Origin of the sequence: Nonomuraea spiralis (assembly GCF_014648435.1) — a bacterium.
GTDB classification, from domain to species: domain Bacteria; phylum Actinomycetota; class Actinomycetes; order Streptosporangiales; family Streptosporangiaceae; genus Nonomuraea; species Nonomuraea spiralis.
In genome coordinates, this window is the sequence record NZ_BMRC01000024.1 from 118,960 (window position 1) to 139,840 (window position 20,881).

The window sequence follows — 20,881 nt, forward strand, 5'->3', positions numbered from 1 at the left end:
AGCCCGCCCGCCGACGTCCCCGGCGCGTCCATGCTCAACTCCGAGGAGACGGACCCCCAGAAGTTGTCACTGACGGAGGCGTTCCCGAAGAAGAAGGTCTCCGCCGCGGGCACGACGTTCACCAGGGTCAAGACCGACATGGAGACGAGCTGCGAGAAGGCGGCGACCGGCGCGTTCGCCGACGCGCTGCGCGAGCAGAAGTGCAGCCGGATCGTCCGGGCCACCTACGTCGACAGCAAGCGCCGCTACGCCGTGACCACCGGCATCGCGGTGTTGCCGACCAAGGACGCCGCCGTCCTGGCCGACCAGGCCAAGAACCTCTCGCGCAACATCTGGTTCCGGGCGCTGCCCGGCGCGGAGGGCAGCGGCGGCGAGCGGGTGTCCATCGCCGGCGGCTACGCGGCCGGGCTCGTGTGGGGCCGCTACGTCGTCTTCAGCTACGCCACCCACGCCGACGGCCACACCCCGGAGGCCAAGGAGAAGACGCTGGCCAAGGTCAGCGGGGCGTTCAGGGACCAGACCTCACTCGTCCTGGAGCGCCGCGTCACCAAGGGCTGAGAGCGTACGGACGCGCCGCGTGGCAGCGGCCCGCGCGGCGAGTTCGTCCTCCCCGGGGTAGCCCACCTCCTCCAGGCACAGCCCGTGGGCGGGCGCGACGTGCACCCCGGAGTCCCGTACGGCCCGGGTCAGCACCTGGCCGGGCCACTCCACCGGCTGCCGCCCGTCCCCCGCGGCCAGCAGGGACCCGACCAGCGCGCGCACCATCGAGTGGCAGAACGCGTCCGCCACGACGGCGGCCACCAGCACGCCGTCCGCCTCGCGCGTCCACTCCAGGCGCTGCAACTCCCTGATCGTCGTGGCGCCCTCGCGCTTCTTGCAGAACGCCGCGAAGTCGTGCTCGCCCACGAGCCGCCGGGCCGCCGCGTTCATGGCGTCGAGGTCCAGCGGACGGTTGTGCCAGACCACCTCGTGCCGGCGCAGCGGGTCGACGCCGCCGGTCCTGTCGCACACCCGGTACGCGTACCGCCGGAACATCGCGGAGAACCGGGCGTCAAAGCCCTCAGGAGCCACCGAGACCCGATGAACGCGTACATCCTGGGGCAGTAGGCCACCCAGCCGCCGCACGAGCGCAGCGAGTTGCTCATCGACGTCCAGAGGCCCCCGGTTGCCGTCGAGCTCGGCGAGCGATTCGTCCGGCACGTCCACATGCGCCACCTGGCCGCGCGCGTGCACGCCCGCGTCCGTACGTCCCGCCACGGTCAGCGCGGCGGGCTCGGCCAGGCGCAGGATCCTGGTGAGCGCCAGCTCGATCTCACCCTGGACCGTACGGCGACCGGGCTGCCTCGCCCATCCGGAGAAGTCGGTCCCGTCGTATGCCAGATCCAGGCGGAGGCGTACCACGATCGTCCCTTTCGCGTTCACGGAAAAGGGCCCGGACCCCCGCGAGGGGGTCCGGGCCCGATTCAACCAGCCTGAAAGATCAGGCCTCGTCCTTCTTCGCCTCGGCCTCGGGAGCCTCGGCCTCGGCGGCCGGGGTCTCCTCGGCGGCGGCCTCGGGGGCCACGACCTCGGCGGCCTCCGTCTCCTCAGCGGCCGGAGCCGGAGCGGCAGCGGCGGCCGGAGCCTCGGTACGGCGGGTGGTGACGCCGTTCAGCGGCTCGCTCACCAGCTCGATGACGGCCATCGGGGCGTTGTCGCCCTTACGCGCACCGATCTTGGTGATCCGGGTGTAACCACCCGGACGCTCGGCGAACGTCACCGCGATCTCGGTGAACAGGTGGTGAACCACGCCCTTGTCCTTGACGACAGTCAGGACCTGGCGACGGTTGTGGATGTCGCCCTTCTTCGCCTTGGTGATCAGGCGCTCCGCCAGCGGGCGAAGGCGCTTGGCCTTCGTGACCGTGGTACGGATCTTGCCGTGGCGGAACAGGTCCGTGGCGAGGTTCGCCAGGATCAGCCGCTCGTGCGCCGGGCTGCCGCCAAGACGTGCACCCTTGGTGGGCTTGGGCATCTGTTTCTCCTCTTGGGTTAACCCGCCCCGGCCGTACCAGGTACCGGAGTCGGGCCGGCCTCCGTCACAACGACAGGGCCGTTACGTTCGTCACGCGCCGAGCGGCTGGACCGCTCGGCGCGCGCAGGCACGAACCGGGGACGGATCCCCGGTTCGAGGCTCAGTACTGCTCGGTCTCGACGTACGCGCTGTCGTCGTCGTCGTAGCCGCCGCCGGCCACCGCGCTCGGGTCGAACCCGGGCGGGGAGTCCTTGAGCGCCAGCGACATCTCGTGCAGCTTCTGCTTGACCTCTTCGATCGACTTGGCCCCGAAGTTCCTTATGTCGAGAAGGTCCTGCTCGCTGCGGGCGACGAGCTCACCCACGGTGTGGATGCCCTCGCGCTTGAGGCAGTTGTAGGAGCGAACGGTCAGGTTCAGCTCCTCGATCGGCAGCGCCAGGTCGGCGGCCAGGGCGGCGTCGGTCGGCGACGGGCCGATGTCGATGCCCTCGGCCTCGACGTTGAGCTCACGGGCCAGGCCGAAGAGCTCGACGAGGGTCTTGCCGGCCGAGGCCACCGCGTCGCGGGGCTTCATGGCGGGCTTGGTCTCGACGTCGAGGATGAGACGGTCGAAGTCGGTACGCTGCTCGACTCGGGTCGCCTCGACCTTGTAGGTGACCTTGAGAACCGGGGAGTAGATCGAGTCGATCGGGATGCGCCCGATCTCCTGGCCCGGCTGCTTGTTCTGGGCGGCGGAGACGTAGCCGCGACCGCGCTCGACGGTCAGCTCCATCTCCAGCTTCGCCTTGCCGTTGAGCGTGGCGATGCGCAGCTCGGGGTTGTGCACCTCGACACCGGCCGGGGGCGCGATGTCGGCGGCGGTGACCTCACCCGGGCCCTGCTTGCGCAGGTACATCACGACCGGCTCGTCGTGCTCGGAGGAGACGACCAGCTCCTTGAGGTTCAGGATGATGTCGGTGACGTCTTCCTTGACCCCGGGAACGGTCGAGAACTCGTGCAGCACGCCCTCGATGCGGATGCTCGTCACGGCCGCGCCCGGGATGGACGACAGCAGCGTGCGGCGCAGCGAGTTGCCGATGGTGTAGCCGAAGCCCGGCTCCAGCGGCTCGATGACGAACCGGGACCGGGTCTCGTCGATCGACTCTTCGAGAAGAGTCGGACGCTGAGCGATCAGCATGGTGTGGGTTCTCCCCTTGTCGTGTGACGCCCGCTATATGACGCCACTCCGATAAACAGTCTAGTTCGGGCACGGAAATCCGCACCCGAACTAGGACGTCAGAGACTACTTGGAGTAGTACTCGACGATGAGCTGCTCTTGAACCTGGGTGTCGATCTGCTGGCGAACCGGCAGCTGGTGGACCAGGACGCGGAGCTTCTCCGGCACGACGCCGAGCCACGCGGGAACGGTGCGCTCGCCCGCGGTCGCCCGAGCGACCTCGTAGGGCAGCAGGTTGCGCTTGTTCTCGCGGACCTCGATGATGTCGTGCTCGCGAACGCGGTACGACGGGATGTCGACCTTCTTGCCGTTCACCAGGATGTGGCCGTGGCGCACCTGCTGGCGAGCGGCGTCACGCGACTGGGCGAAGCCGGCGCGGTAGACGACGTTGTCGAGACGGCTCTCCAGGATCTGGAGCAGCACCTCACCCGACTTGCCGCTCTTGCCCGCGGCCTCCTCGTAGTAGTTGCGGAACTGCTTCTCGAGGACGCCGTAGATGCGGCGGGTCTTCTGCTTCTCGCGAAGCTGAAGCTGGTACTCGGACTCCTTGGGGCGTCCGCGGCCGTGCTCACCCGGCGGGTAAGGACGGATCTCGATGGGGCACTTTGCGGATTCGCACTTGCTGCCCTTGAGGAAGAGCTTGGTCTTCTCGCGACGGCAGAGCTTGCAGTCCGCGCCCGTGTAACGAGCCATTTCTCAATATCTCCTGGGGAAATTCAGACGCGGCGGCGCTTCGGCGGACGGCAGCCGTTGTGCGGGACCGGCGTGACGTCCTGGATCGAACCCACCTCGAGGCCGGTGGCCTGGAGGGAGCGGATCGCGGTCTCACGGCCGGAGCCGGGACCCTTGACGAACACGTCGACCTTGCGCATGCCGTGCTCCATGGCGCGGCGGGCGGCGTTCTCGGCGGCCATCTGAGCGGCGAACGGGGTGGACTTACGGGAGCCCTTGAAACCCACGTGGCCGGCGCTGGCCCAGGAGATCACGTTCCCGTTGGGGTCGGTGATCGAAACGATCGTGTTGTTGAACGTGCTCTTGATGTGGGCGTGCCCGTGAGCGACGTTCTTCTTTTCCTTGCGGCGCACCTTCTTCGGGGCACCCTGACGGCTCTTAGGAGGCATTGTTTGCCATTACTCCTGAGATCTTCGGTCCGCGGCTGTGGACTACTTCTTACCGGGCTTCTTCTTACCGGCGACGGTCTTCTTCTTGCCCTTACGGGTACGCGCGTTGGTCTGCGTGCGCTGACCGTGGACCGGAAGGCCCTTGCGGTGCCGGATGCCCTGGTAGCAACCGATTTCGATCTTGCGACGGATGTCGGCCTGGACCTCGCGGCGCAGGTCACCCTCGATCTTGAAGTTCGCCTCGATGTAGTCACGCATCGGGACGAGCTCGGTGTCGGAGAGCTGGTGCACGCGGAGGTCGCCGCTGACACCGGTCGCCTGGAGGATCTCCTGAGCGCGGGTGCGGCCGATTCCGTAGATGTAGGTGAGAGCGATCTCCAGCCGCTTCTCGCGGGGGAGGTCGACGCCAACCAGGCGAGCCATGGTCGGGCATTCTCCTTCTTTTGAGCGGAGGTCTTGCGCCGCACTACCCCTCCCCATGCCCGGGGTGAGGGCCCCGGCCTCCGACCGGGGGTCGCCTGGGTGGTACGGATCGCTCCGCCGGCCCAGGTGTGAGACGCGATTACTGTGCCAGGCTCCTCATGCGTCGAGCCCGCTCCCGAAAAAGTGGGGCGGACTCGGAGAAACCTTGCGTACGACTAACCCTGACGCTGCTTGTGGCGCAGGTTGTCGCAGATCACCATGACGCGACCGTGCCGGCGGATCACCTTGCACTTGTCGCAGATCTTCTTGACGCTCGGCTTTACCTTCATTGTCCTTCGTGTTCCTCAGACGTCGTTACTTGTATCGGTAGACGATCCGCCCGCGACTCAGGTCGTAGGGGCTCAGTTCAACGACTACCCTGTCGTCCGGCAGAATTCGGATGTAGTGCATCCGCATCCGTCCGCTGATGTGGGCCAGGACCTTATGGCCGTTGTCGAGCTGCACCCGGAACATGGCGTTCGGGAGCGACTCAACCACAGTGCCCTCGATCTCGATGGCGCCGTCTTTCTTGGCCAAAATCCCTCGCGTTTCACTGATCGGTCGTCTGAGGCTCCGGTTCACTAAGCAGCCGCGACCTCACGCTTCGAAGAGAGCGGCGATCGGCAAAGACCGCCGACGCGTGATAAGTCATAGTGAGCCGACTAAGGAGTGTACGACACCTGAGCCTAAAACGCGAAACGCGTGCCAGGTGTCCTGACACAACCATGTAAGAGTCTACCCCACGGCCCGCACTCCTTCGGACCGACAACGGGAAGGCCCGCCGGAGGGATCGGCGAGCCTTCTCAGAGGTCTCAGTAGACGTCTCAGAAGACGCGGTGCCGATCCCCGCAGTACGTGCCCGCCCCGCCCCAGCAGGTCCAGGTGTAGATCTTCTTGATCCCCCGGCCGGACCAGGTCTCGTCGTGGCTCCCGTCCCACTTCCTGGAGAACTGGTGCCAGCTCCCGTTCGCGTAGTACCTGAACCACACGTAACCGAACTTCGGCGTGGACTCCTTGCCGTACCAGTGGGTGTAGACCTTGCCGTGCGACCCGTACGTGTTCCCGTGGGTGGACGCCTTGTGGTTGCTCGCGTGGAACGTACCCCAGCCACTGGACGAGGCCGCCTGCGCGGCGGGGGCGGCGGCGAGACCGGTGAGGGCGACCGAGCCGGCTAGGGCGGCGGCCGCGAGGACCTTGCGCATCTGATTCCTCCGTGAGTCGTGTTCCCGACACCGCTCACGCTAGGAACGCCCGCCGTCACGCACTGCGGAGGAATGCACACAGTGCATTACGCCACAAACGGGCCGGACTAGCTGCGCTTCGGCCCGTTCCCGAAGATCGTGCTCATCAGCAGGATCGCGCCCCACGGGCCCATGACCCACAGCGGCCACGGATAGATCATGTCGCCGGTCGAGACGCTCACGATCAGCCAGATCACCCAGTTGACGGCGCTGGCCGCGGCCCAGGCGCCCCAGGCCGCCCGCATGCCCGGATGGAGGTTGCCGCTCTTCGCGGGCGCCGCCTCGGGCGTCGCGAGCTGCCGGTGGCGCAGGTCGACGTCGGGCAGGTCGGCCGTCAGCTTGGCCAGATCACCGTAGGTCTTGCTCTTGTAGAGCTCTTCGAGCCGCTCGTTGAACTCGTCCATCGTGATGCGGCCCTGCGCGGTGTGCTCGCGCAGGATGGCGGCCACCCGATCGCGGTCGACGTCCGAGGCTCGCATCTCGGGGCTGTTCGCCATACCACCACTCCCGGGGGTCAGAGCTGAAGGTGACTCAGGCGCTCTTCGCCCCCGTCTAGGGCGGTAAGCACCCAAGGTCCATTATGTGTCACGGCGACGCTGTGCTCGAAGTGCGCCGACGCCTTCCCGTCGATCGTCACCACCGTCCAGTCGTCGGACAGGACGCGCGTGCGCTCGGTGCCCAGGTTCACCATGGGCTCGATGGCCAGGCACATGCCCTCCTCCAGCAGCGGGCCCCTGCCCGGCTTGCCGTGGTTGGCGATCCACGGGTCCATGTGCATCTCGGTGCCGATGCCGTGGCCGCCGTACTCGGGCGGGATGCCGAAGCGGCCCTGCGACTTCACGTACCGCTCGACCTCGTAGCCGATGTCGGACAGGTGGCGGCCGATCTTCAGCGCGGCGATGCCGCGCCACATGGCCTCCTCGGTGACCCGCATCAGCTCGGTCAGCTTGGGGTCGACCTCGCCGACCGGCACCGTGACGGCGGAGTCGCCGTGCCAGCCCTCCAGGATCGCGCCGCAGTCGATGGAGATGACGTCGCCCTCGCGCAGCTTGCGGGCGTCCGTGGGGATGCCGTGCACCACCTCGTCGTTGACGGACGCGCAGATCGTCGCCGGGAAGCCCTGGTAGCCCTTGAACGACGGGACCGCGCCCTCGTCCCTGATCGCCTTCTCGGCGATGGAGTCGAGGTCGAGCGGCGTCATGCCCGGCTCGACCGAACGCTTCAGCAGATCGAGCGTGCGCCCGACCACCAGGCCGGCGGCCCGCATCTTCTCCAGCTGCTCGGTCGACTTGATCTGGATTCCGTGTCGGTTTTTCTTGAACATCGTTCGGCACCCCCCGGGGTTTCTGACGGGCCTCGTGGGAGCCCTAATTCCCCCACAATAGCCGCACCCAAAAAAGGAAGGTGGCACGGAGAACCGTGCCACCTTCGTGGTAGATCGTGCCCGGGGTCATCCCAGGTACGGGCGGATCGCCTCCATGGCCCGCTGGGTGACCTCTTCCACCGGCCCGGTCGCGTCGACGCCCACGAGGATGTCCTCGCCGGCGTAGTACGAGACCAGGGGCGCGGTCTGCTCCTGGTAGACCTCCAGGCGGTGCCTGACGGTCTCTTCCTTGTCGTCGTCCCGCTGGAACAGCGCGCCGCCGCAGGCGTCGCACTTGTCGTCCTTCTTGTCGTCGAACTCCACGTGCCAGATGCGGCCGCACTGACTGCACGTACGCCGCCCCGCCAGCCGCCGGACGACCTCGTCGTCGTCCACGACCAGCTCCAGCACCAGGTCGAGGGCCAGACCCCAGTCCTTGAGCATGTCGCGCAGGATCTCCGCCTGCGCGACGTTCCTCGGGAAGCCGTCGAGCAGGAACCCGTCCTGCGCGTCGTCCTCGGACAGACGGTCGCGGACCATGGCGATGGTGACCTCGTCGGGCACGAGGTCGCCACGGTCCATGAAGGTTTTGGCCAGCTTGCCGAGGTCCGTGCCGCCCGAGACGTTGGCACGGAAGATGTCACCTGTCGAGATCTTCGGGATGGACAGGTTCGATGCGATGTACTGGGCCTGCGTCCCCTTACCCGCTCCGGGGGGCCCGACGAGAACGAGACGCACTACCGCAGGAAACCTTCGTAGTTACGCTGCTGGAGCTGGCTCTCGATCTGCTTCACCGTGTCCAGGCCGACACCAACCATGATCAGAATGCTCGTCCCTCCGAACGGGAAGTTCTGGCTAGCCCCGGCCACCGCCAGCGCGACGATCGGGATCATGGAGATCAGACCCAGATAGAGCGCGCCGGGCGCGGTCAGACGGGTGAGCACGAAGTTCAGGTATTCAGCCGTCGGACGGCCGGGACGGATGCCCGGAATGAACCCACCGTACTTCTTCATGTTGTCGGCGACTTCAGCGGGGTTGAACGTAATCGACACGTAGAAGTACGTGAAGAAGACGATCAGCACGAAGAACGTGACCATGTAGACCGGGTGGTCGCCCCTGACCAGGTACTGGGAGATCCACTGGACCACCGCGTTGTCGGTCGTCGGGAAGAGCGAGGTGAGCAGCTGAGGCAGGTAGAGCAGCGAGGAGGCGAAGATGACCGGGATGATGCCGGCCTGGTTGACCTTGAGCGGGATGTAGGTCGAGGTGCCGCCGTACATCCTTCGGCCGACCATGCGCTTGGCGTACTGGACCGGGATGCGGCGCTGCGCCTGCTCGACGAAGACCACGGCCGCGATCATGAAGACGCCCACGATCATGACCACCGCGAAGGTGAACTTGTTCGCCTGGAAGATGTTGGTCAGCTCGGACGGGAAGACCGCGACGACCTGGGTGAAGATCAGGATGGACATGCCGTTGCCGACGCCGCGGTCGGTGATGAGCTCACCGAGCCACATGATCACCGACGTACCGGCCGTCATGATGATGACCATCGTGACGATGCCGAAGATGTTGTCGGGGTCGAGCAGGACGTCCTGCTGGCAGTTGGGGAAGAGCTGGCCGGACCGCGCCAGCGCGATGAAGGCGGTGGACTGCAGAATGCCGAGGCCGATAGTCAGATAACGCGTATACTGCGTGATCTTGGCCTGACCCGCCTGGCCTTCTTTCTTGAGAGCCTCAAGACGTGGAATCACCACGACGAGCAGCTGGAGAATGATGCTCGCGGTGATATACGGCATAATGCCCAGCGCGAACACCGACAGCTTCAGGAGCGCACCACCACTGAAGAGCTGCACCATCCCATAGATGTTGCCGGTGGCTCCGTTACGGGCCTGATCGAAACAGGCCGCGAGGTTCTGGACGTGAACTCCCGGAGTCGGAAGAACCGAGCCGAGACGGAACAGCGCGATGATGCCCAGGGTGAAGAGCAACTTCTTGCGCAGGTCCGGTGTCCGGAACGCCCGGGTAAACGCGGTCAGCACGGTCCCTCCTGCGCGCCTTAATGGCGATGTGAGTATGCGGTGGTGCGGGGATCTGCCATGTCAAGTCTCAGTCAAACGAGCCGGACAGAATCCTGCCGCCTCGCCGAACTCTAACGCACTAAGGGCGTGGGGGCCCATTGTCGGAGCCCCCACGCCTCGTCATAGCGGAGCTACAGCTCGGTAACGGAACCACCGGCGGCGGCGATCTTGTCCTTCGCGGCGGACGAGAAGGCGTGAACCGTGACGTTCACCGCGACGGAGATCTCGCCGGTGCCGAGCACCTTCACGAGCTGGTTCTTGCGAACGGCACCCTTGGCCACCAGGGCCTCGACGGTGACCTCGCCACCCTCGGGGAACAGCTCGCCGAGCCTGTCCAGGTTGACGACCTGGTAGGTCGTCTTGAACAGGGCGTTGGAGAAGCCCTTGAGCTTCGGCAGACGCCTCTGCAGCGGCACCTGGCCACCCTCGAAGCCGAGGGGAACCGTGGTACGGGCGTGGCTGCCCTTGGTGCCGCGACCGGACGTCTTGCCCTTGGACGCCTCGCCACGACCCTTGCGGATCTTGGACTTGTTGGCACCCGGGGCGGGACGCAGGTCGTGAATCTTGAGCGGAGCCTTGTCAGTCATGACTAGTCGACCTCTTCCACCTCGACGAGGTGCGTCACCACGGAGACCATCCCGCGAATCTCGGGACGGTCCTCCTTGACGACGACATCGCCGATTCGCTTCAGGCCAAGCGAACGCAGCGAGTCACGCTGGTTCTGCTTGCCACCGATCTTCGAGCGAACCTGAGTGATCTTCAGGCGTGCCATGACTAGCTCACCGCCTTCGCGGCCGCGGCCTCGGCGATGCCCTCGCGCTGAGCCTTGAGCATCCGGGCCGGAGCCACGTCCTCGATCGGCAGGCCACGGCGGGCGGCGATCTCCTCGGGGCGCGAGAGGCCCTTCAGAGCCGCCACGGTGGCGTGCACGATGTTGATCGGGTTGTCCGAGCCGAGCGACTTGGACAGCACGTCATGGATGCCGGCGCACTCCAGGACCGCGCGCACCGGGCCACCGGCGATGACGCCGGTACCGGCCGAGGCCGGACGCAGGAAGACGACACCGGCCGCCTCCTCGCCCTGCACGGTGTGCGGGATGGTGCCCTGGATACGGGGCACCTTGAAGAAGTGCTTCTTCGCCTCTTCGACGCCCTTGGCGATGGCCGCGGGGACTTCCTTGGCCTTGCCGTAACCGACGCCGACCAGGCCGTTGCCGTCACCGACGACGACGAGGGCGGTGAAGCTGAAGCGACGACCACCCTTCACGACCTTGGCCACTCGGTTGATCTTCACTACGCGCTCGATGTACGAGACGCCCTTGTCGGCGGCGCCACCGCGGCGATCGTCACGACGGTCCCGCCGCTCGCCACCGGTGCCGCCACCGCGACGCGGAGCTGCAGCCATCAGTGGTTCCTCTTCTCAGTTGCCATCAGAATTCCAGCCCGCCTTCGCGGGCGCTGTCCGCCAGAGCCGCGATGCGACCGGCGTAGCGGTTGCCACCGCGGTCGAAGACGACCTTGGTGATCCCGGCTTCCTTGGCCCGCTGAGCGAGGAGCTCGCCGACCTTCTTGGCCTTCTCCGTCTTGTCGGCCTCGAGAGTACGCAGCGAGGCGTCCATGGTGGACGCGCTGACCAGCGTGTGACCGACGGAGTCGTCCACGATCTGGACGAACATGTGACGGGTCGAGCGGTTGACGACCAGGCGCGGACGCTCGGCCGTACCGACGACGAACTTGCGGACGCGGCGGTGACGGCGAGCCCGCGAGACGGTGCGGGCAGCCGTGTGCTTGCTGAACGCAGTCTTCGGAGCCATGCCTACTTACCAGCCTTTCCGACCTTGCGGCGGATCTGTTCGCCCTGGTAACGCACGCCCTTGCCCTTGTACGGGTCAGGCTTGCGCAACTTGCGGATGTTGGCCGCGACCTCGCCGACCTTCTGCTTGTCGATGCCGTCCACGTGGAACAGGGTCGGCTTCTCGACGCGGAAGGTGACACCCTCGGGGGCGTCGACGATGACCGGGTGGCTGAAGCCCAGCGAGAACTCCAGCTGCGTCGGGCCCTTGGCCTGGACGCGGTAACCGACGCCGACGATCTCAAGGGCCTTGGTGTACCCCTGGGTGACGCCCTGCACCATGTTGGCGATCAGCGTCCGGGACAGGCCGTGCAGCGCACGGACCTTGTTCTCGTCGTTGGGTCGGGAGACGGCGATGGCGCCGTCGTCGTCACGACCGACCGAAATCGGGTCCGCGACCGTGTGAGAAAGCGTGCCCTTCGGGCCCTTGACCTGGACATCCTGGCCGGTGATCGTGATGTCTACGCCACTGGGCACAGGGATGGGCAGCCGTCCGATTCTCGACATGCTGTGTTCCTCCCCTCTACCAGACGTAGGCGAGGACTTCGCCGCCCACGCCACGCTTGCCGGCCTGCTTGTCGGTCATGAGACCGGCGGACGTCGAGATGATCGCGACGCCCAGTCCGCCCAGAACTCGAGGCAGGTTGTCCTTCTTCGCATAAACCCGCAGACCGGGCTTCGAAACCCGGCGCAGGCCCGCGAGCGAACGCTCACGGGTAGGCCCGAACTTGAGCTCCACCACGAGGTTCTTTCCAACCTTGGCGTCTTCGACGGCCCAGGACTGGATGTAACCCTCCTGCTGGAGGATCTCGGCGATGTGCGCCTTGATCTTCGAATACGGCATCGACACGCTCTCGTGGTACGCCGAGTTCGCGTTACGCAGACGCGTCAACATGTCTGCGATCGGGTCGGTCATCGTCATGGCCAGTGGCCTTCCTCGCCGCGGTTTCCAGTCGGCCAAGCAGCGCTCTGCCGGTGGACCTTCGGCGCGGTCATGGACGCGGTGCGTCCTGTCTTCTTCTGAACATGGGTCCCAAGGGACGGCACGGGGCCGTCCCCCAGGGTATCTACCAGCTCGACTTGGTGATGCCGGGCAGCTCGCCCCGGTGCGCCATCTCGCGGAAGCACACGCGGCACAGGCCGAACTTGCGGTACACGGCGCGCGGACGACCGCAACGCGAGCACCGGGTGTAGGCACGGACCTCGAACTTCTGCTTGCGCCCCGCCTTGGCGATCAGCGACTTCTTCGCCATTGGATCAGGCCTCCTTGAAGGGGAAGCCGAGGAGCTTCAGCAGCGCCCGGCCCTGGTCGTCGTTCGTCGCGGTGGTCACGATCGTGATGTCCATGCCCCGCGGCCGGTCGACCTTGTCCTGGTCGACCTCGTGGAACATGACCTGCTCGGTCAGACCGAACGTGTAGTTGCCGTTGCCGTCGAACTGCTTCGGCGACAGGCCGCGGAAGTCCCGGATACGGGGCAGCGCCAGCGCCAGCAGACGGTCGAGGAACTCCCACATGCGGTCGCCGCGCAGCGTGACGTGCGCGCCGATCGGCATGCCCTCGCGCAGCTTGAACTGCGCGATGGACTTGCGCGCCCGGACGACGGCCGGCTTCTGGCCGGTGATCACGGTGAGGTCGCGGACGGCGCCTTCGATGAGCTTGGAGTCGCGAGCCGCCTCACCGACACCCATGTTGACCTTGATCTTGGTCAGGGCCGGGATCTGCATGACGTTCTCGATGCCGAACTGCTCACGAAGCTGGGCCGCGATCTCCTCGCGGTACTTCGTCTTGAGTCGCGGCGTCGGGCGCTCGGTCTCAGTGGTCGTGGCGGTCATCAGCTGTCCTCACCCGTCTCCTCGGCCTTGTCGGCCTTCTTGTCGGCGGGCTTCTCGTCCTTGATCTTCTTCACGTTGGACACGTGGATGCGACCCTCCATGGTCTGCACGCCGCCGGTCTTGGCGCCACGCGGACCCTGGTTGGTCTCCTTGGTGTGCTTCTTGATCATGTTGACGCCCTCGATCACCACGCGGTCCTCGCGCGGGTACGTGGCGATGACGTGACCCTTGGCACCCTTGTCCTTGCCGGCGATGACCTGGACCAGGTCACCCTTCTTCACATGCAGCTTCGGCATTACAGCACCTCCGGGGCGAGCGAGATGATGCGCATGAACTTCTTGTCGCGCAGCTCGCGGCCGACCGGGCCGAAGATACGAGTGCCACGAGGGTCACCGCTGTCCTTGATGATGACCGCGGCGTTCTCGTCGAAGCGGATGTAGGAGCCGTCGGGCCGGCGGCGCTCCTTGACCGTGCGGACGACGACGGCCTTGACCACGTCGCCCTTCTTGACGCCCGTGCTGCCCGGCAGCGCGTCCTTGACAGTGGCGACGATGATGTCGCCGATACCGGCGTAGCGTCGGCCCGAGCCACCGAGAACACGGATGCAAAGGATCTCCTTCGCACCAGTGTTGTCGGCGACCTTGAGCCGCGACTCCTGCTGGATCACGTTGAACTCCTGTTAGTCGCGCCGGTTCTCATTTCTGAGCCTGGCGGAACCCGTCGTTGTCTTGTTCCCACGGCCACAGTCCACGCAGGGGCCGCACCGCAGGCGACGCGAGGTCCGGAGACCTCGCGTCCTTGGACGCCGTCATGGGGGCCCTGAGGCCCCCACGAGGCGCGGTATATCCGAGAGGGCCTACTTGGCCTTCTCGAGGATCTCCACGACCCTCCACCGCTTGGTGGCGGAGAGGGGGCGGGTCTCCATGAGCAGCACGCGGTCGCCGACGCCACAGGCGTTGGCCTCGTCGTGCGCCTTGTACTTGGTCGTACGGCGGATGACCTTGCCGTACAGACGGTGCTTGACGCGGTCCTCGACGGCGACGACGACGGTCTTGTCCATCTTGTCGCTGACGACCAGGCCCTCACGGACCTTGCGGAAGTTCCGCGCGTCGTTCTCGGTGGTTCCGGTGGTCTCGGTCTCAGCCATCGCTCGACTCCTTCTCAACCGTGACGATTCCGAGCTCCCGCTCGCGCATCACGGTGTAGATACGGGCGATCTCGCGGCGGACGGCGCGCAGCCGCCCGTGGCTCTCCAACTGACCGGTCGCTGCCTGGAAGCGGAGGTTGAACAGCTCCTCCTTGGCCTCCTTGAGCTTCTGGACCAGGGTGTCCTGGTCCTCCACTCGCAGCTCGCCGGCGGTCAGGCCCTTAGCCATCACGCCTCACCCACTTCACGCTTAACGATCTTGCACTTCATCGGCAGCTTGTGGATCGCCCTGGTGAGGGCCTCACGCGCGACCGACTCCGCCACGCCGGACAGCTCGAACATCACGCGTCCGGGCTTGACGTTGGCGATCCACCACTCCGGCGAACCCTTACCGGAACCCATGCGGGTCTCGGCCGGCTTCTTGGTGAGGGGACGGTCGGGGTAGATGTTGATCCACACCTTGCCGCCACGGCGGATGTGACGGGTCATGGCGATACGAGCGGACTCGATCTGGCGGTTGGTCACGTAGGAGTGCTCAACAGCCTGAATGCCGAACTCGCCGAACACGACCCTGGTGCCGCCCTTGGCGGCTCCGCTGCGGTCAGGCCGGTGCTGCTTGCGGTGCTTGACCCTGCGCGGGATCAGCATGGTCAGCTCCCTTCAGCACCCGGCTGCGCAGCCGGGCCGGTCTCAGGGGCAGCCTGCGAAGCTGCCTCGGTACGGGGGGCGCGGTCGCCACGGCCACCGCCGCCACGACGCGGACGGTCACCGCCGCCACGACGCGGACGGTCGCCGCCGCCGCCACCGCGACGGTCGTCACGCTCGCGACGCTGGCCGGCGCGAGCGCCGGCGGCAGCCGCCTCACGCTCGGCGCGGCTGGTCGGAGCCTCGCCCTTGTAGATCCAGACCTTCACGCCGATGCGGCCGAAGGTGGTACGGGCCTCGTAGAAGCCGTAGTCGATGTCCGCGCGGAGGGTGTGCAGCGGCACGCGGCCCTCACGGTAGAACTCCGACCGCGACATCTCGGCGCCGCCCAGGCGACCGGCGCACTGGACACGGATGCCCTTGGCGCCGGACTTCATGGCCGACTGCATCGCCTTGCGCATGGCACGGCGGAACGAGACGCGGCTGGACAGCTGCTCGGCGACGCCCTGAGCGACGAGCTGGGCGTCGATCTCCGGGTTCTTGACCTCGAGGATGTTGAGCTGGACCTGCTTCTTGGTCAGCTTCTCCAGGTCACCGCGGATGCGGTCGGCCTCGGCGCCGCGGCGGCCGATCACGATGCCGGGACGCGCCGTGTGGATGTCCACCTGGACACGGTCCGTCGTGCGCTCGATCTCGACCTTGGAGATGCCGGCCCGCTCCATGCCCTTCTGGAGCATGCGGCGGATCGCGACGTCCTCAGCGACGTACGACTTGTACAGCTTGTCGGCGTACCACCGGCTCTTGAAGTCGGTCGTGATGCCGAGGCGGAACCCGTGCGGGTTAACCTTCTGGCCCACTATCGGGTCCTTCCCTTCGGCTCGCGGGATTCCACGATCACGGTGATGTGGCTCGTCCGCTTGTTGATCCGATAGGCGCGACCCTGTGCACGCGGGCGGAACCGCTTCAGCGTCGGGCCCTCGTCGACCCAGGCGCGGCTCACGACGAGCGTGCTGGGGTCGAGGTTGAAGTTGTGCTCGGCGTTCGCCATGGCGCTGCTGAGCACCTTGTAGATCGGCTCGCTCGCCGACTGGGGAGCGAACTGCAGCACGGCCTGCGCCTCCGAAGCGGGCAGCCCGCGAATAAGGTCCACCACGCGGCGGGCCTTGAGGGGCGTGACACGGACGAACCGCGCCTGAGCCCTGGCTTCCATCGCTTACTCCTCTAAATGCTTCTGAAGGCGTCTATCGCCGGCTGCGCCGGTCTTCCTTGACGTGGCTGCGGAACGTCCGCGTGGGGGCGAACTCTCCGAGCTTGTGACCGATCATCGACTCGGTGACGAACACCGGGACGTGCTTGCGGCCGTCGTGCACGGCGATCGTGTGCCCGAGCATGTCGGGAACGATCATGGAGCGCCGCGACCACGTCTTGATGACGTTCTTGGTGCCCTTTTCGTTCTGGGCGTCCACCTTCTTCTGAAGGTGGTCGTCCACGAAGGGACCCTTCTTAAGGCTACGTGGCATTTCGGCTGCTCCTACCGCTTCTTCCTCTTGCTCCGACGACGGATGATCAGCCGGTCGCTGGACTTGTTGGCCTGGCGGGTGCGGCCCTCGGGCTTGCCCTTGGGGTTCACCGGGTGGCGACCGCCGGAGGTCTTGCCCTCACCACCACCATGCGGGTGGTCAACGGGGTTCATGGCGACACCGCGGACGGTCGGGCGCTTGCCCTTCCACCGCATACGGCCGGCCTTGCCCCAGTTGATGTTGGCCTGCTCGGCGTTGCCGACCTGGCCCACAGACGCCCGGCAGCGCACGTCGACCATGCGCATTTCACCGGACGGCATACGCAGGGTGGCGTACTGGCCTTCCTTGGCGAGCAGCTGGATCTGGGCGCCCGCGGAGCGACCGAGCTTGGCGCCGCCGCCCGGACGGAGCTCCACCGCGTGGATGAAGGTACCCGTCGGGATGTTGCGCAGCGGCAGGCAGTTGCCCGGCTTGATGTCGGCAGCGGGGCCGTTCTCGATTCGGTCGCCCTGCTTGAGGCCGGTCGGCGCGATGATGTAGCGCTTCTCACCGTCGGCGTAGTGGAGCAGAGCGATGTTGGCGGTGCGGTTGGGGTCGTACTCGATGTGAGCGACCTTCGCCGGAATGCCGTCCTTGTCATGCCTACGGAAGTCGATGATCCGGTAGGCGCGCTTGTGTCCGCCGCCCTGGTGGCGTGCGGTCACCCGGCCGTGTACGTTTCGGCCGCCCTTGCTGTGAAGGGGCGCAAGCAGCGACTTCTCGGGCGTGCTGCGGGTGATCTCGGAGAAGTCCGAGACACTCGACCCGCGGCGACCCGGGGTCGTCGGCTTGTACTTACGGATGCCCATCTTTTTCGTTCATCCTTCGTCGGTTACATGGGCGAGCCCGCCGCACCGAAATGCGACGGTCTCGTCCCTCGCAGGCCTTTCGGCCCGCTTCCTATCTATGGCGCTGCTAGCCGATCTGACCGAAGATGTCGATCCGATCGCCCTCGACCAGGCTCACGATGGCACGCTTGGTGTCGGGACGCTTGCCGAAACCGGTACGGGTGCGCTTGCGCTTGCCCTGCCGGTTGATGGTGTTCACGCTGGTGACCTTGACCCCGAAGATCTGCTCAACGGCGATCTTGACCTGGGTCTTGTTCGCGGTCTTCCGCACCAGGAACGTGTACTTGTTGTTCTCATCGATCAGGCCGTAGCTCTTCTCAGAGACGACCGGCTTGATGATGATGTCGCGCGGGTCGGCGATCTTCTCCATCAGGCGTCTTCCTTCCCGCCCTGGCTCAGCCGCGCGACGACCTGGTCGTACGCCTCCTGGGTGAAGACCACGTCGTCGTGCACGAGCACGTCGTAGGTGTTGAGCTGCCCGGCGTCCAGCAAGTGGACCTCGGGAGCGTTACGCAGGCTCATCCAGGTCAGCTCGTCGCCCTCGTCAACGACGAGGAGCACGCGGGGAGCCTGGGTGATCTTGCGCAGGGCCTCCAGGGCAGCCTTGGTCTTCGGGGTCTCCCCCGCGACCAGCGTGCTGACCACGTGGACGCGACCGCCACCGGCCCTGTCGGACAGCGCGCCGCGCAGGGCGGCGGCCTTCATCTTCTTGGGCGTGCGCTGCGAGTAGTCACGCGGCACGGGACCGTGAACGGTGCCACCGCCGGTGAACTGCGGCGCGCGGGTCGAGCCCTGACGGGCGCGGCCGGTGCCCTTCTGGCGGTACGGCTTCTTGCCGCCGCCGCGGACCTCGCCACGGGTCTTGGCCTTGTGGGTGCCCTGCCGACGAGCGGCGAGCTGGGCCACGACCACCTGGTGGATCAGCGGAACGTTGACCGTCGTGCCGAAGACGTCTTCGGGCAGTTCGACGGTGCCGGCCTTGGCGCCGCTGGCGTCGAGGACGTCAATAGTGGTGCTCACTTGGCAGCCCCCTTCTTGGCAGCGGTGCGGACGAGGACCAGGCTGCCGTTCGCGCCGGGGATCGCACCCTTGATGAGGATGAGGCCCTTCTCGGCGTCAACGGAGTGAACCTTCAGGCTCTGCACGGTGGTGCGGACGTTACCCATCCGACCAGCCATGCGCAGACCCTTGAATACGCGGCCCGGGGTGGCGCAGCCACCGATGGAACCCGGCGAGCGGTGCTTGCGCTGCGTACCGTGCGACGCGCCCAGACCAGCGAAGCCGTGCCGCTTCATGACACCGGCGAAGCCCTTGCCCTTGCTCTTGCCCGTCACGTCGACGAACTGGCCGGCCTCGAAGGTGTCGGCCAGCAGCTCCTGGCCCAGGGTGTAGTCGCTCGCGTCGTCGGTGCGGATCTCCGCGAAGTAACGGCGCGGGGTGATGTCGTGCTTACGCAGGTAGTCGCCGAGCGGCTTGTTGACCTTCCGGGGGTCGACCTGCCCGAAGCCGAGCTGAACGGCGGAGTAGCCGTCCTTCTCAGCGGTACGGACCCGGGTCACCACGCACGGACCGGCCTCGACCACGGTCACCGGAACCATCCGGTTGTCCGCGTCGAAGACCTGGGTCATGCCGAGCTTCTTGCCCAGGACGCCCTTGATCGTCTTAGCCATGTCAGTGCGTTCCCTCAGAGCTTGATCGAAATGTCGACACCCGCGGGGAGGTCGAGCCGCATGAGCGAGTCAACCGTCTTGGGGGTCGGGTCGATGATGTCAATCAGCCGCTTGTGCGTGCGCATCTCGAAGTGCTCGCGGCTGTCCTTGTACTTGTGCGGCGAGCGGATGACGCAGTACACGTTCTTCTCGGTCGGCAGCGGCACCGGGCCCGCGACCTTCGCGCCAGTCCGCGTCACCGTCTCGACGATCTTCTTGGCCGAGCTGTCGATGACCTCGTGGTCATAGGCCTTAAGCCGGATGCGGATCTTCTGTCCCGCCATAGTGGCCTCGGTGTCCTTCGCTGTCGTCTGAAAAAGTATCGTGCGGCCTTGTGCCGCTATGTTGCTGCAGGTCGAAGCCTGCTTGACCCCACGAGACAGACACTGTCGATCTGTCTTTTCTTCCGTGATCCGGCAGTTACTTCGGTCACTCTGGCCGAAGCCACTGCTGGATCACGGCGCTTTACGCGAGGCCGTTGACGCGGTACGGCGGTCGGTCCCGAACTCCGGGGCCGACCGCCGCCCCGACGGTCAAGCTACTTGAGGATCTTCACAACCCGGCCGGCGCCGACGGTGCGGCCACCCTCACGGATCGCGAACTTGAGGCCTTCCTCCATGGCGATGGGCTGGATCAGCTCAACGCGCATTTCGGTGTTGTCGCCCGGCATGACCATCTCGGTGCCCTCGGGGAGGTTCACAACACCGGTCACGTCAGTCGTACGGAAGTAGAACTGCGGGCGGTAGTTGTTGAAGAACGGCGTGTGGCGGCCGCCCTCGTCCTTGGACAGGATGTAGACCTGGCCGGTGAACTCGGTGTGCGGGGTGGTCGTGCCCGGCTTGATGATGCACTGGCCGCGCTCGACGTCGTCGCGCTTGATGCCGCGGAGCAGCAGGGCGGCGTTGTCACCGGCGTGACCCTCGTCGAGCATCTTGTTGAACATCTCGATGCTGGTGACGGTGGTGGTCGTCTTCTCCGGCTTGATGCCGATGATGTCGACCTGCTCGTTGACCTTGACGATGCCGCGCTCGATACGACCGGTGACGACGGTGCCGCGACCGGTGATCGAGAAGACGTCCTCGACCGGCATGAGGAACGGCTTCTCCGTGTCACGGGGAGGCTCGGGGACGTTCTCGTCCACCGCGTTCATCAGCTCGATGATGCTGTCGGCCCACTTCTCGTCACCCTCGAGAGCCTTGAGGGCGGAGACGCGGACGACGGGCAGGTCGTCGCCGGGGAACTCCTGCGCGGACAGGAGCTCACGGACCTCCAGCTCGACGAGCTCGAGGATCTCCTCGTCGTCGACCATGTCGGACTTGTTCAGCGCCACGACGATGTAGGGGACGCCGACCTGGCGGGCCAGGAGGACGTGCTCCTTCGTCTGCGGCATCGGGCCGTCGGTGGCGGCGACCACGAGGATCGCGCCGTCCATCTGAGCGGCACCGGTGATCATGTTCTTCACGTAGTCGGCGTGACCGGGGCAGTCAACGTGAGCGTAGTGACGCTTCTCGGTCTGGTACTCGACGTGCGCGATGGAGATCGTAATACCGCGAGCCTTCTCCTCGGGCGCCTTGTCGATCTTGTCGAACGGAGTCGCCTTGTTGAGCTCGGGGTAACGGTCGTGAAGCACCTTGGTGATCGCCGCGGTCAGCGTGGTCTTGCCGTGGTCGATGTGTCCAATGGTGCCGATGTTCATGTGCGGCTTAGTCCGCTCGAACTTGGCCTTGCCCACTGGTTCTCTCCTTGAGAATCTGACTGACTTTCGTCTACACACTCGGGCCCGGGAGATCCCAG

36 protein-coding genes are annotated in these 20,881 nt (G+C 66.2%); 1 reads left to right on the top strand and 35 read right to left on the bottom strand.

Annotated features, from left to right (window positions below; translation table 11 throughout):
- Positions 1–558 (top strand): hypothetical protein (locus IEZ27_RS40395; protein WP_189652097.1); only part of this gene is annotated, 558 nt, incomplete at its 5' end.
- Here IEZ27_RS40395 and truA read toward each other — a convergent pair.
- The 35 genes from truA to tuf all read right to left on the bottom strand — a co-directional run bounded on the left by truA (position 523) and on the right by tuf (position 20,819).
- A complete protein-coding gene (gene truA, locus IEZ27_RS40400) occupies positions 523–1,401 on the bottom strand; it encodes a tRNA pseudouridine(38-40) synthase TruA (protein WP_189652098.1) in 879 nt (292 codons plus the stop codon). The two genes, IEZ27_RS40395 and truA, sit on opposite strands and share 36 nt — an antisense overlap.
- Positions 1,402–1,480: 79 nt before the next feature.
- The gene (gene rplQ, locus IEZ27_RS40405) at positions 1,481–2,011 is read right to left on the bottom strand and encodes a 50S ribosomal protein L17 (RefSeq protein WP_189652099.1); all 531 of its coding nucleotides are present in this window, start codon (positions 2,009–2,011) and stop codon (positions 1,481–1,483) included.
- A gap of 160 nt (positions 2,012–2,171) precedes the next feature.
- A complete protein-coding gene (locus IEZ27_RS40410) occupies positions 2,172–3,188 on the bottom strand; it encodes a DNA-directed RNA polymerase subunit alpha (protein ID WP_043623495.1) in 1,017 nt (338 codons plus the stop codon).
- A 105-nt stretch (positions 3,189–3,293) separates the two neighbouring features.
- A complete protein-coding gene (gene rpsD, locus IEZ27_RS40415; protein WP_189652100.1) occupies positions 3,294–3,920 on the bottom strand; it encodes a 30S ribosomal protein S4 in 627 nt (208 codons plus the stop codon).
- A gap of 23 nt (positions 3,921–3,943) precedes the next feature.
- On the bottom strand, positions 3,944–4,348 hold the full coding sequence (gene rpsK, locus IEZ27_RS40420) for a 30S ribosomal protein S11 (RefSeq protein WP_020542285.1): 405 nt from the start codon (positions 4,346–4,348) through the stop codon (positions 3,944–3,946).
- 42 nt (positions 4,349–4,390) lie between these two features.
- Positions 4,391–4,771, bottom strand: coding sequence for a 30S ribosomal protein S13 (gene rpsM, locus IEZ27_RS40425; protein WP_125644650.1), 381 nt, complete (start codon positions 4,769–4,771; stop codon positions 4,391–4,393).
- A 215-nt stretch (positions 4,772–4,986) separates the two neighbouring features.
- Positions 4,987–5,100, bottom strand: a complete 114-nt coding sequence (rpmJ, locus tag IEZ27_RS40430) for a 50S ribosomal protein L36 (protein WP_003956441.1) — start codon at positions 5,098–5,100, stop codon at positions 4,987–4,989.
- 25 nt (positions 5,101–5,125) lie between these two features.
- Positions 5,126–5,347, bottom strand: coding sequence for a translation initiation factor IF-1 (gene infA, locus IEZ27_RS40435; RefSeq protein WP_012887858.1), 222 nt, complete (start codon positions 5,345–5,347; stop codon positions 5,126–5,128).
- A gap of 287 nt (positions 5,348–5,634) precedes the next feature.
- Positions 5,635–6,012, bottom strand: coding sequence for a hypothetical protein (locus tag IEZ27_RS40440; RefSeq protein ID WP_189652101.1), 378 nt, complete (start codon positions 6,010–6,012; stop codon positions 5,635–5,637).
- 107 nt (positions 6,013–6,119) lie between these two features.
- Entirely contained in the window at positions 6,120–6,548 is a 429-nt protein-coding gene (locus tag IEZ27_RS40445; RefSeq protein ID WP_189652102.1) for a DUF1707 SHOCT-like domain-containing protein, read from the bottom strand.
- A gap of 17 nt (positions 6,549–6,565) precedes the next feature.
- A complete protein-coding gene (gene map / locus IEZ27_RS40450) occupies positions 6,566–7,375 on the bottom strand; it encodes a type I methionyl aminopeptidase (protein WP_189652103.1) in 810 nt (269 codons plus the stop codon).
- 126 nt (positions 7,376–7,501) lie between these two features.
- A complete protein-coding gene (locus tag IEZ27_RS40455) occupies positions 7,502–8,152 on the bottom strand; it encodes an adenylate kinase (protein WP_125644657.1) in 651 nt (216 codons plus the stop codon).
- Positions 8,152–9,456, bottom strand: coding sequence for a preprotein translocase subunit SecY (gene secY, locus IEZ27_RS40460; RefSeq protein ID WP_189652104.1), 1,305 nt, complete (start codon positions 9,454–9,456; stop codon positions 8,152–8,154). Before secY ends, IEZ27_RS40455 begins: the two co-directional genes overlap by 1 nt.
- Before the next feature lie 170 nt (positions 9,457–9,626).
- The gene (gene rplO, locus IEZ27_RS40465) at positions 9,627–10,082 is read right to left on the bottom strand and encodes a 50S ribosomal protein L15 (RefSeq protein ID WP_189652105.1); all 456 of its coding nucleotides are present in this window, start codon (positions 10,080–10,082) and stop codon (positions 9,627–9,629) included.
- Between the two features lie 2 nt (positions 10,083–10,084).
- Positions 10,085–10,267: a 50S ribosomal protein L30 gene (gene rpmD / locus IEZ27_RS40470; RefSeq protein ID WP_080043226.1), complete on the bottom strand. Its 183-nt coding sequence runs from the start codon at positions 10,265–10,267 to the stop codon at positions 10,085–10,087.
- Between the two features lie 2 nt (positions 10,268–10,269).
- Positions 10,270–10,899, bottom strand: coding sequence for a 30S ribosomal protein S5 (gene rpsE / locus IEZ27_RS40475; RefSeq protein WP_049572667.1), 630 nt, complete (start codon positions 10,897–10,899; stop codon positions 10,270–10,272).
- A 25-nt stretch (positions 10,900–10,924) separates the two neighbouring features.
- A complete protein-coding gene (rplR, locus tag IEZ27_RS40480) occupies positions 10,925–11,308 on the bottom strand; it encodes a 50S ribosomal protein L18 (protein WP_125644663.1) in 384 nt (127 codons plus the stop codon).
- A gap of 2 nt (positions 11,309–11,310) precedes the next feature.
- Entirely contained in the window at positions 11,311–11,853 is a 543-nt protein-coding gene (gene rplF / locus IEZ27_RS40485; RefSeq protein WP_125644665.1) for a 50S ribosomal protein L6, read from the bottom strand.
- 16 nt (positions 11,854–11,869) lie between these two features.
- Positions 11,870–12,268, bottom strand: coding sequence for a 30S ribosomal protein S8 (rpsH, locus tag IEZ27_RS40490; protein WP_125644666.1), 399 nt, complete (start codon positions 12,266–12,268; stop codon positions 11,870–11,872).
- A 145-nt stretch (positions 12,269–12,413) separates the two neighbouring features.
- The gene (locus IEZ27_RS40495; RefSeq protein WP_020542298.1) at positions 12,414–12,599 is read right to left on the bottom strand and encodes a type Z 30S ribosomal protein S14; all 186 of its coding nucleotides are present in this window, start codon (positions 12,597–12,599) and stop codon (positions 12,414–12,416) included.
- 4 nt (positions 12,600–12,603) lie between these two features.
- On the bottom strand, positions 12,604–13,179 hold the full coding sequence (gene rplE, locus IEZ27_RS40500; protein ID WP_125644668.1) for a 50S ribosomal protein L5: 576 nt from the start codon (positions 13,177–13,179) through the stop codon (positions 12,604–12,606).
- Positions 13,179–13,475: a 50S ribosomal protein L24 gene (rplX, locus tag IEZ27_RS40505; RefSeq protein WP_125644669.1), complete on the bottom strand. Its 297-nt coding sequence runs from the start codon at positions 13,473–13,475 to the stop codon at positions 13,179–13,181. Before rplX ends, rplE begins: the two co-directional genes overlap by 1 nt.
- Positions 13,475–13,846, bottom strand: a complete 372-nt coding sequence (rplN, locus tag IEZ27_RS40510; RefSeq protein WP_090769698.1) for a 50S ribosomal protein L14 — start codon at positions 13,844–13,846, stop codon at positions 13,475–13,477. Before rplN ends, rplX begins: the two co-directional genes overlap by 1 nt.
- Before the next feature lie 189 nt (positions 13,847–14,035).
- Positions 14,036–14,326 (bottom strand): 30S ribosomal protein S17, encoded by a 291-nt coding sequence (gene rpsQ, locus IEZ27_RS40515; RefSeq protein WP_125644671.1) that lies wholly within the window; start codon positions 14,324–14,326, stop codon positions 14,036–14,038.
- Positions 14,319–14,555, bottom strand: a complete 237-nt coding sequence (rpmC, locus tag IEZ27_RS40520; protein WP_026214152.1) for a 50S ribosomal protein L29 — start codon at positions 14,553–14,555, stop codon at positions 14,319–14,321. The genes rpsQ and rpmC overlap by 8 nt, the downstream gene beginning before the upstream one ends.
- The gene (gene rplP, locus IEZ27_RS40525; RefSeq protein ID WP_125644673.1) at positions 14,555–14,974 is read right to left on the bottom strand and encodes a 50S ribosomal protein L16; all 420 of its coding nucleotides are present in this window, start codon (positions 14,972–14,974) and stop codon (positions 14,555–14,557) included. Before rplP ends, rpmC begins: the two co-directional genes overlap by 1 nt.
- Before the next feature lie 2 nt (positions 14,975–14,976).
- Positions 14,977–15,828, bottom strand: coding sequence for a 30S ribosomal protein S3 (gene rpsC, locus IEZ27_RS40530; RefSeq protein ID WP_125644675.1), 852 nt, complete (start codon positions 15,826–15,828; stop codon positions 14,977–14,979).
- Positions 15,828–16,181 (bottom strand): 50S ribosomal protein L22, encoded by a 354-nt coding sequence (gene rplV, locus IEZ27_RS40535; RefSeq protein WP_080043235.1) that lies wholly within the window; start codon positions 16,179–16,181, stop codon positions 15,828–15,830. Before rplV ends, rpsC begins: the two co-directional genes overlap by 1 nt.
- 31 nt (positions 16,182–16,212) lie before the next feature.
- The gene (gene rpsS / locus IEZ27_RS40540; protein WP_030451498.1) at positions 16,213–16,491 is read right to left on the bottom strand and encodes a 30S ribosomal protein S19; all 279 of its coding nucleotides are present in this window, start codon (positions 16,489–16,491) and stop codon (positions 16,213–16,215) included.
- 11 nt (positions 16,492–16,502) lie between these two features.
- Positions 16,503–17,339: a 50S ribosomal protein L2 gene (rplB, locus tag IEZ27_RS40545; protein WP_125644676.1), complete on the bottom strand. Its 837-nt coding sequence runs from the start codon at positions 17,337–17,339 to the stop codon at positions 16,503–16,505.
- A gap of 106 nt (positions 17,340–17,445) precedes the next feature.
- Complete coding sequence (rplW, locus tag IEZ27_RS40550; RefSeq protein ID WP_125644678.1) at positions 17,446–17,748, bottom strand: 50S ribosomal protein L23; 303 nt, start codon at positions 17,746–17,748, stop codon at positions 17,446–17,448.
- Positions 17,748–18,398, bottom strand: coding sequence for a 50S ribosomal protein L4 (gene rplD / locus IEZ27_RS40555; RefSeq protein ID WP_189652106.1), 651 nt, complete (start codon positions 18,396–18,398; stop codon positions 17,748–17,750). Before rplD ends, rplW begins: the two co-directional genes overlap by 1 nt.
- Positions 18,395–19,048, bottom strand: coding sequence for a 50S ribosomal protein L3 (gene rplC, locus IEZ27_RS40560; protein WP_189652107.1), 654 nt, complete (start codon positions 19,046–19,048; stop codon positions 18,395–18,397). The genes rplD and rplC overlap by 4 nt, the downstream gene beginning before the upstream one ends.
- A gap of 14 nt (positions 19,049–19,062) precedes the next feature.
- Positions 19,063–19,371 carry a 30S ribosomal protein S10 gene (rpsJ, locus tag IEZ27_RS40565; RefSeq protein ID WP_012887830.1) on the bottom strand — a complete coding sequence of 103 codons (309 nt, stop codon included), beginning with the start codon at positions 19,369–19,371 and terminating at the stop codon, positions 19,063–19,065.
- A gap of 254 nt (positions 19,372–19,625) precedes the next feature.
- Positions 19,626–20,819 carry an elongation factor Tu gene (tuf, locus tag IEZ27_RS40570; RefSeq protein ID WP_125644684.1) on the bottom strand — a complete coding sequence of 398 codons (1,194 nt, stop codon included), beginning with the start codon at positions 20,817–20,819 and terminating at the stop codon, positions 19,626–19,628.
- Positions 20,820–20,881 lie beyond the last annotated feature (62 nt).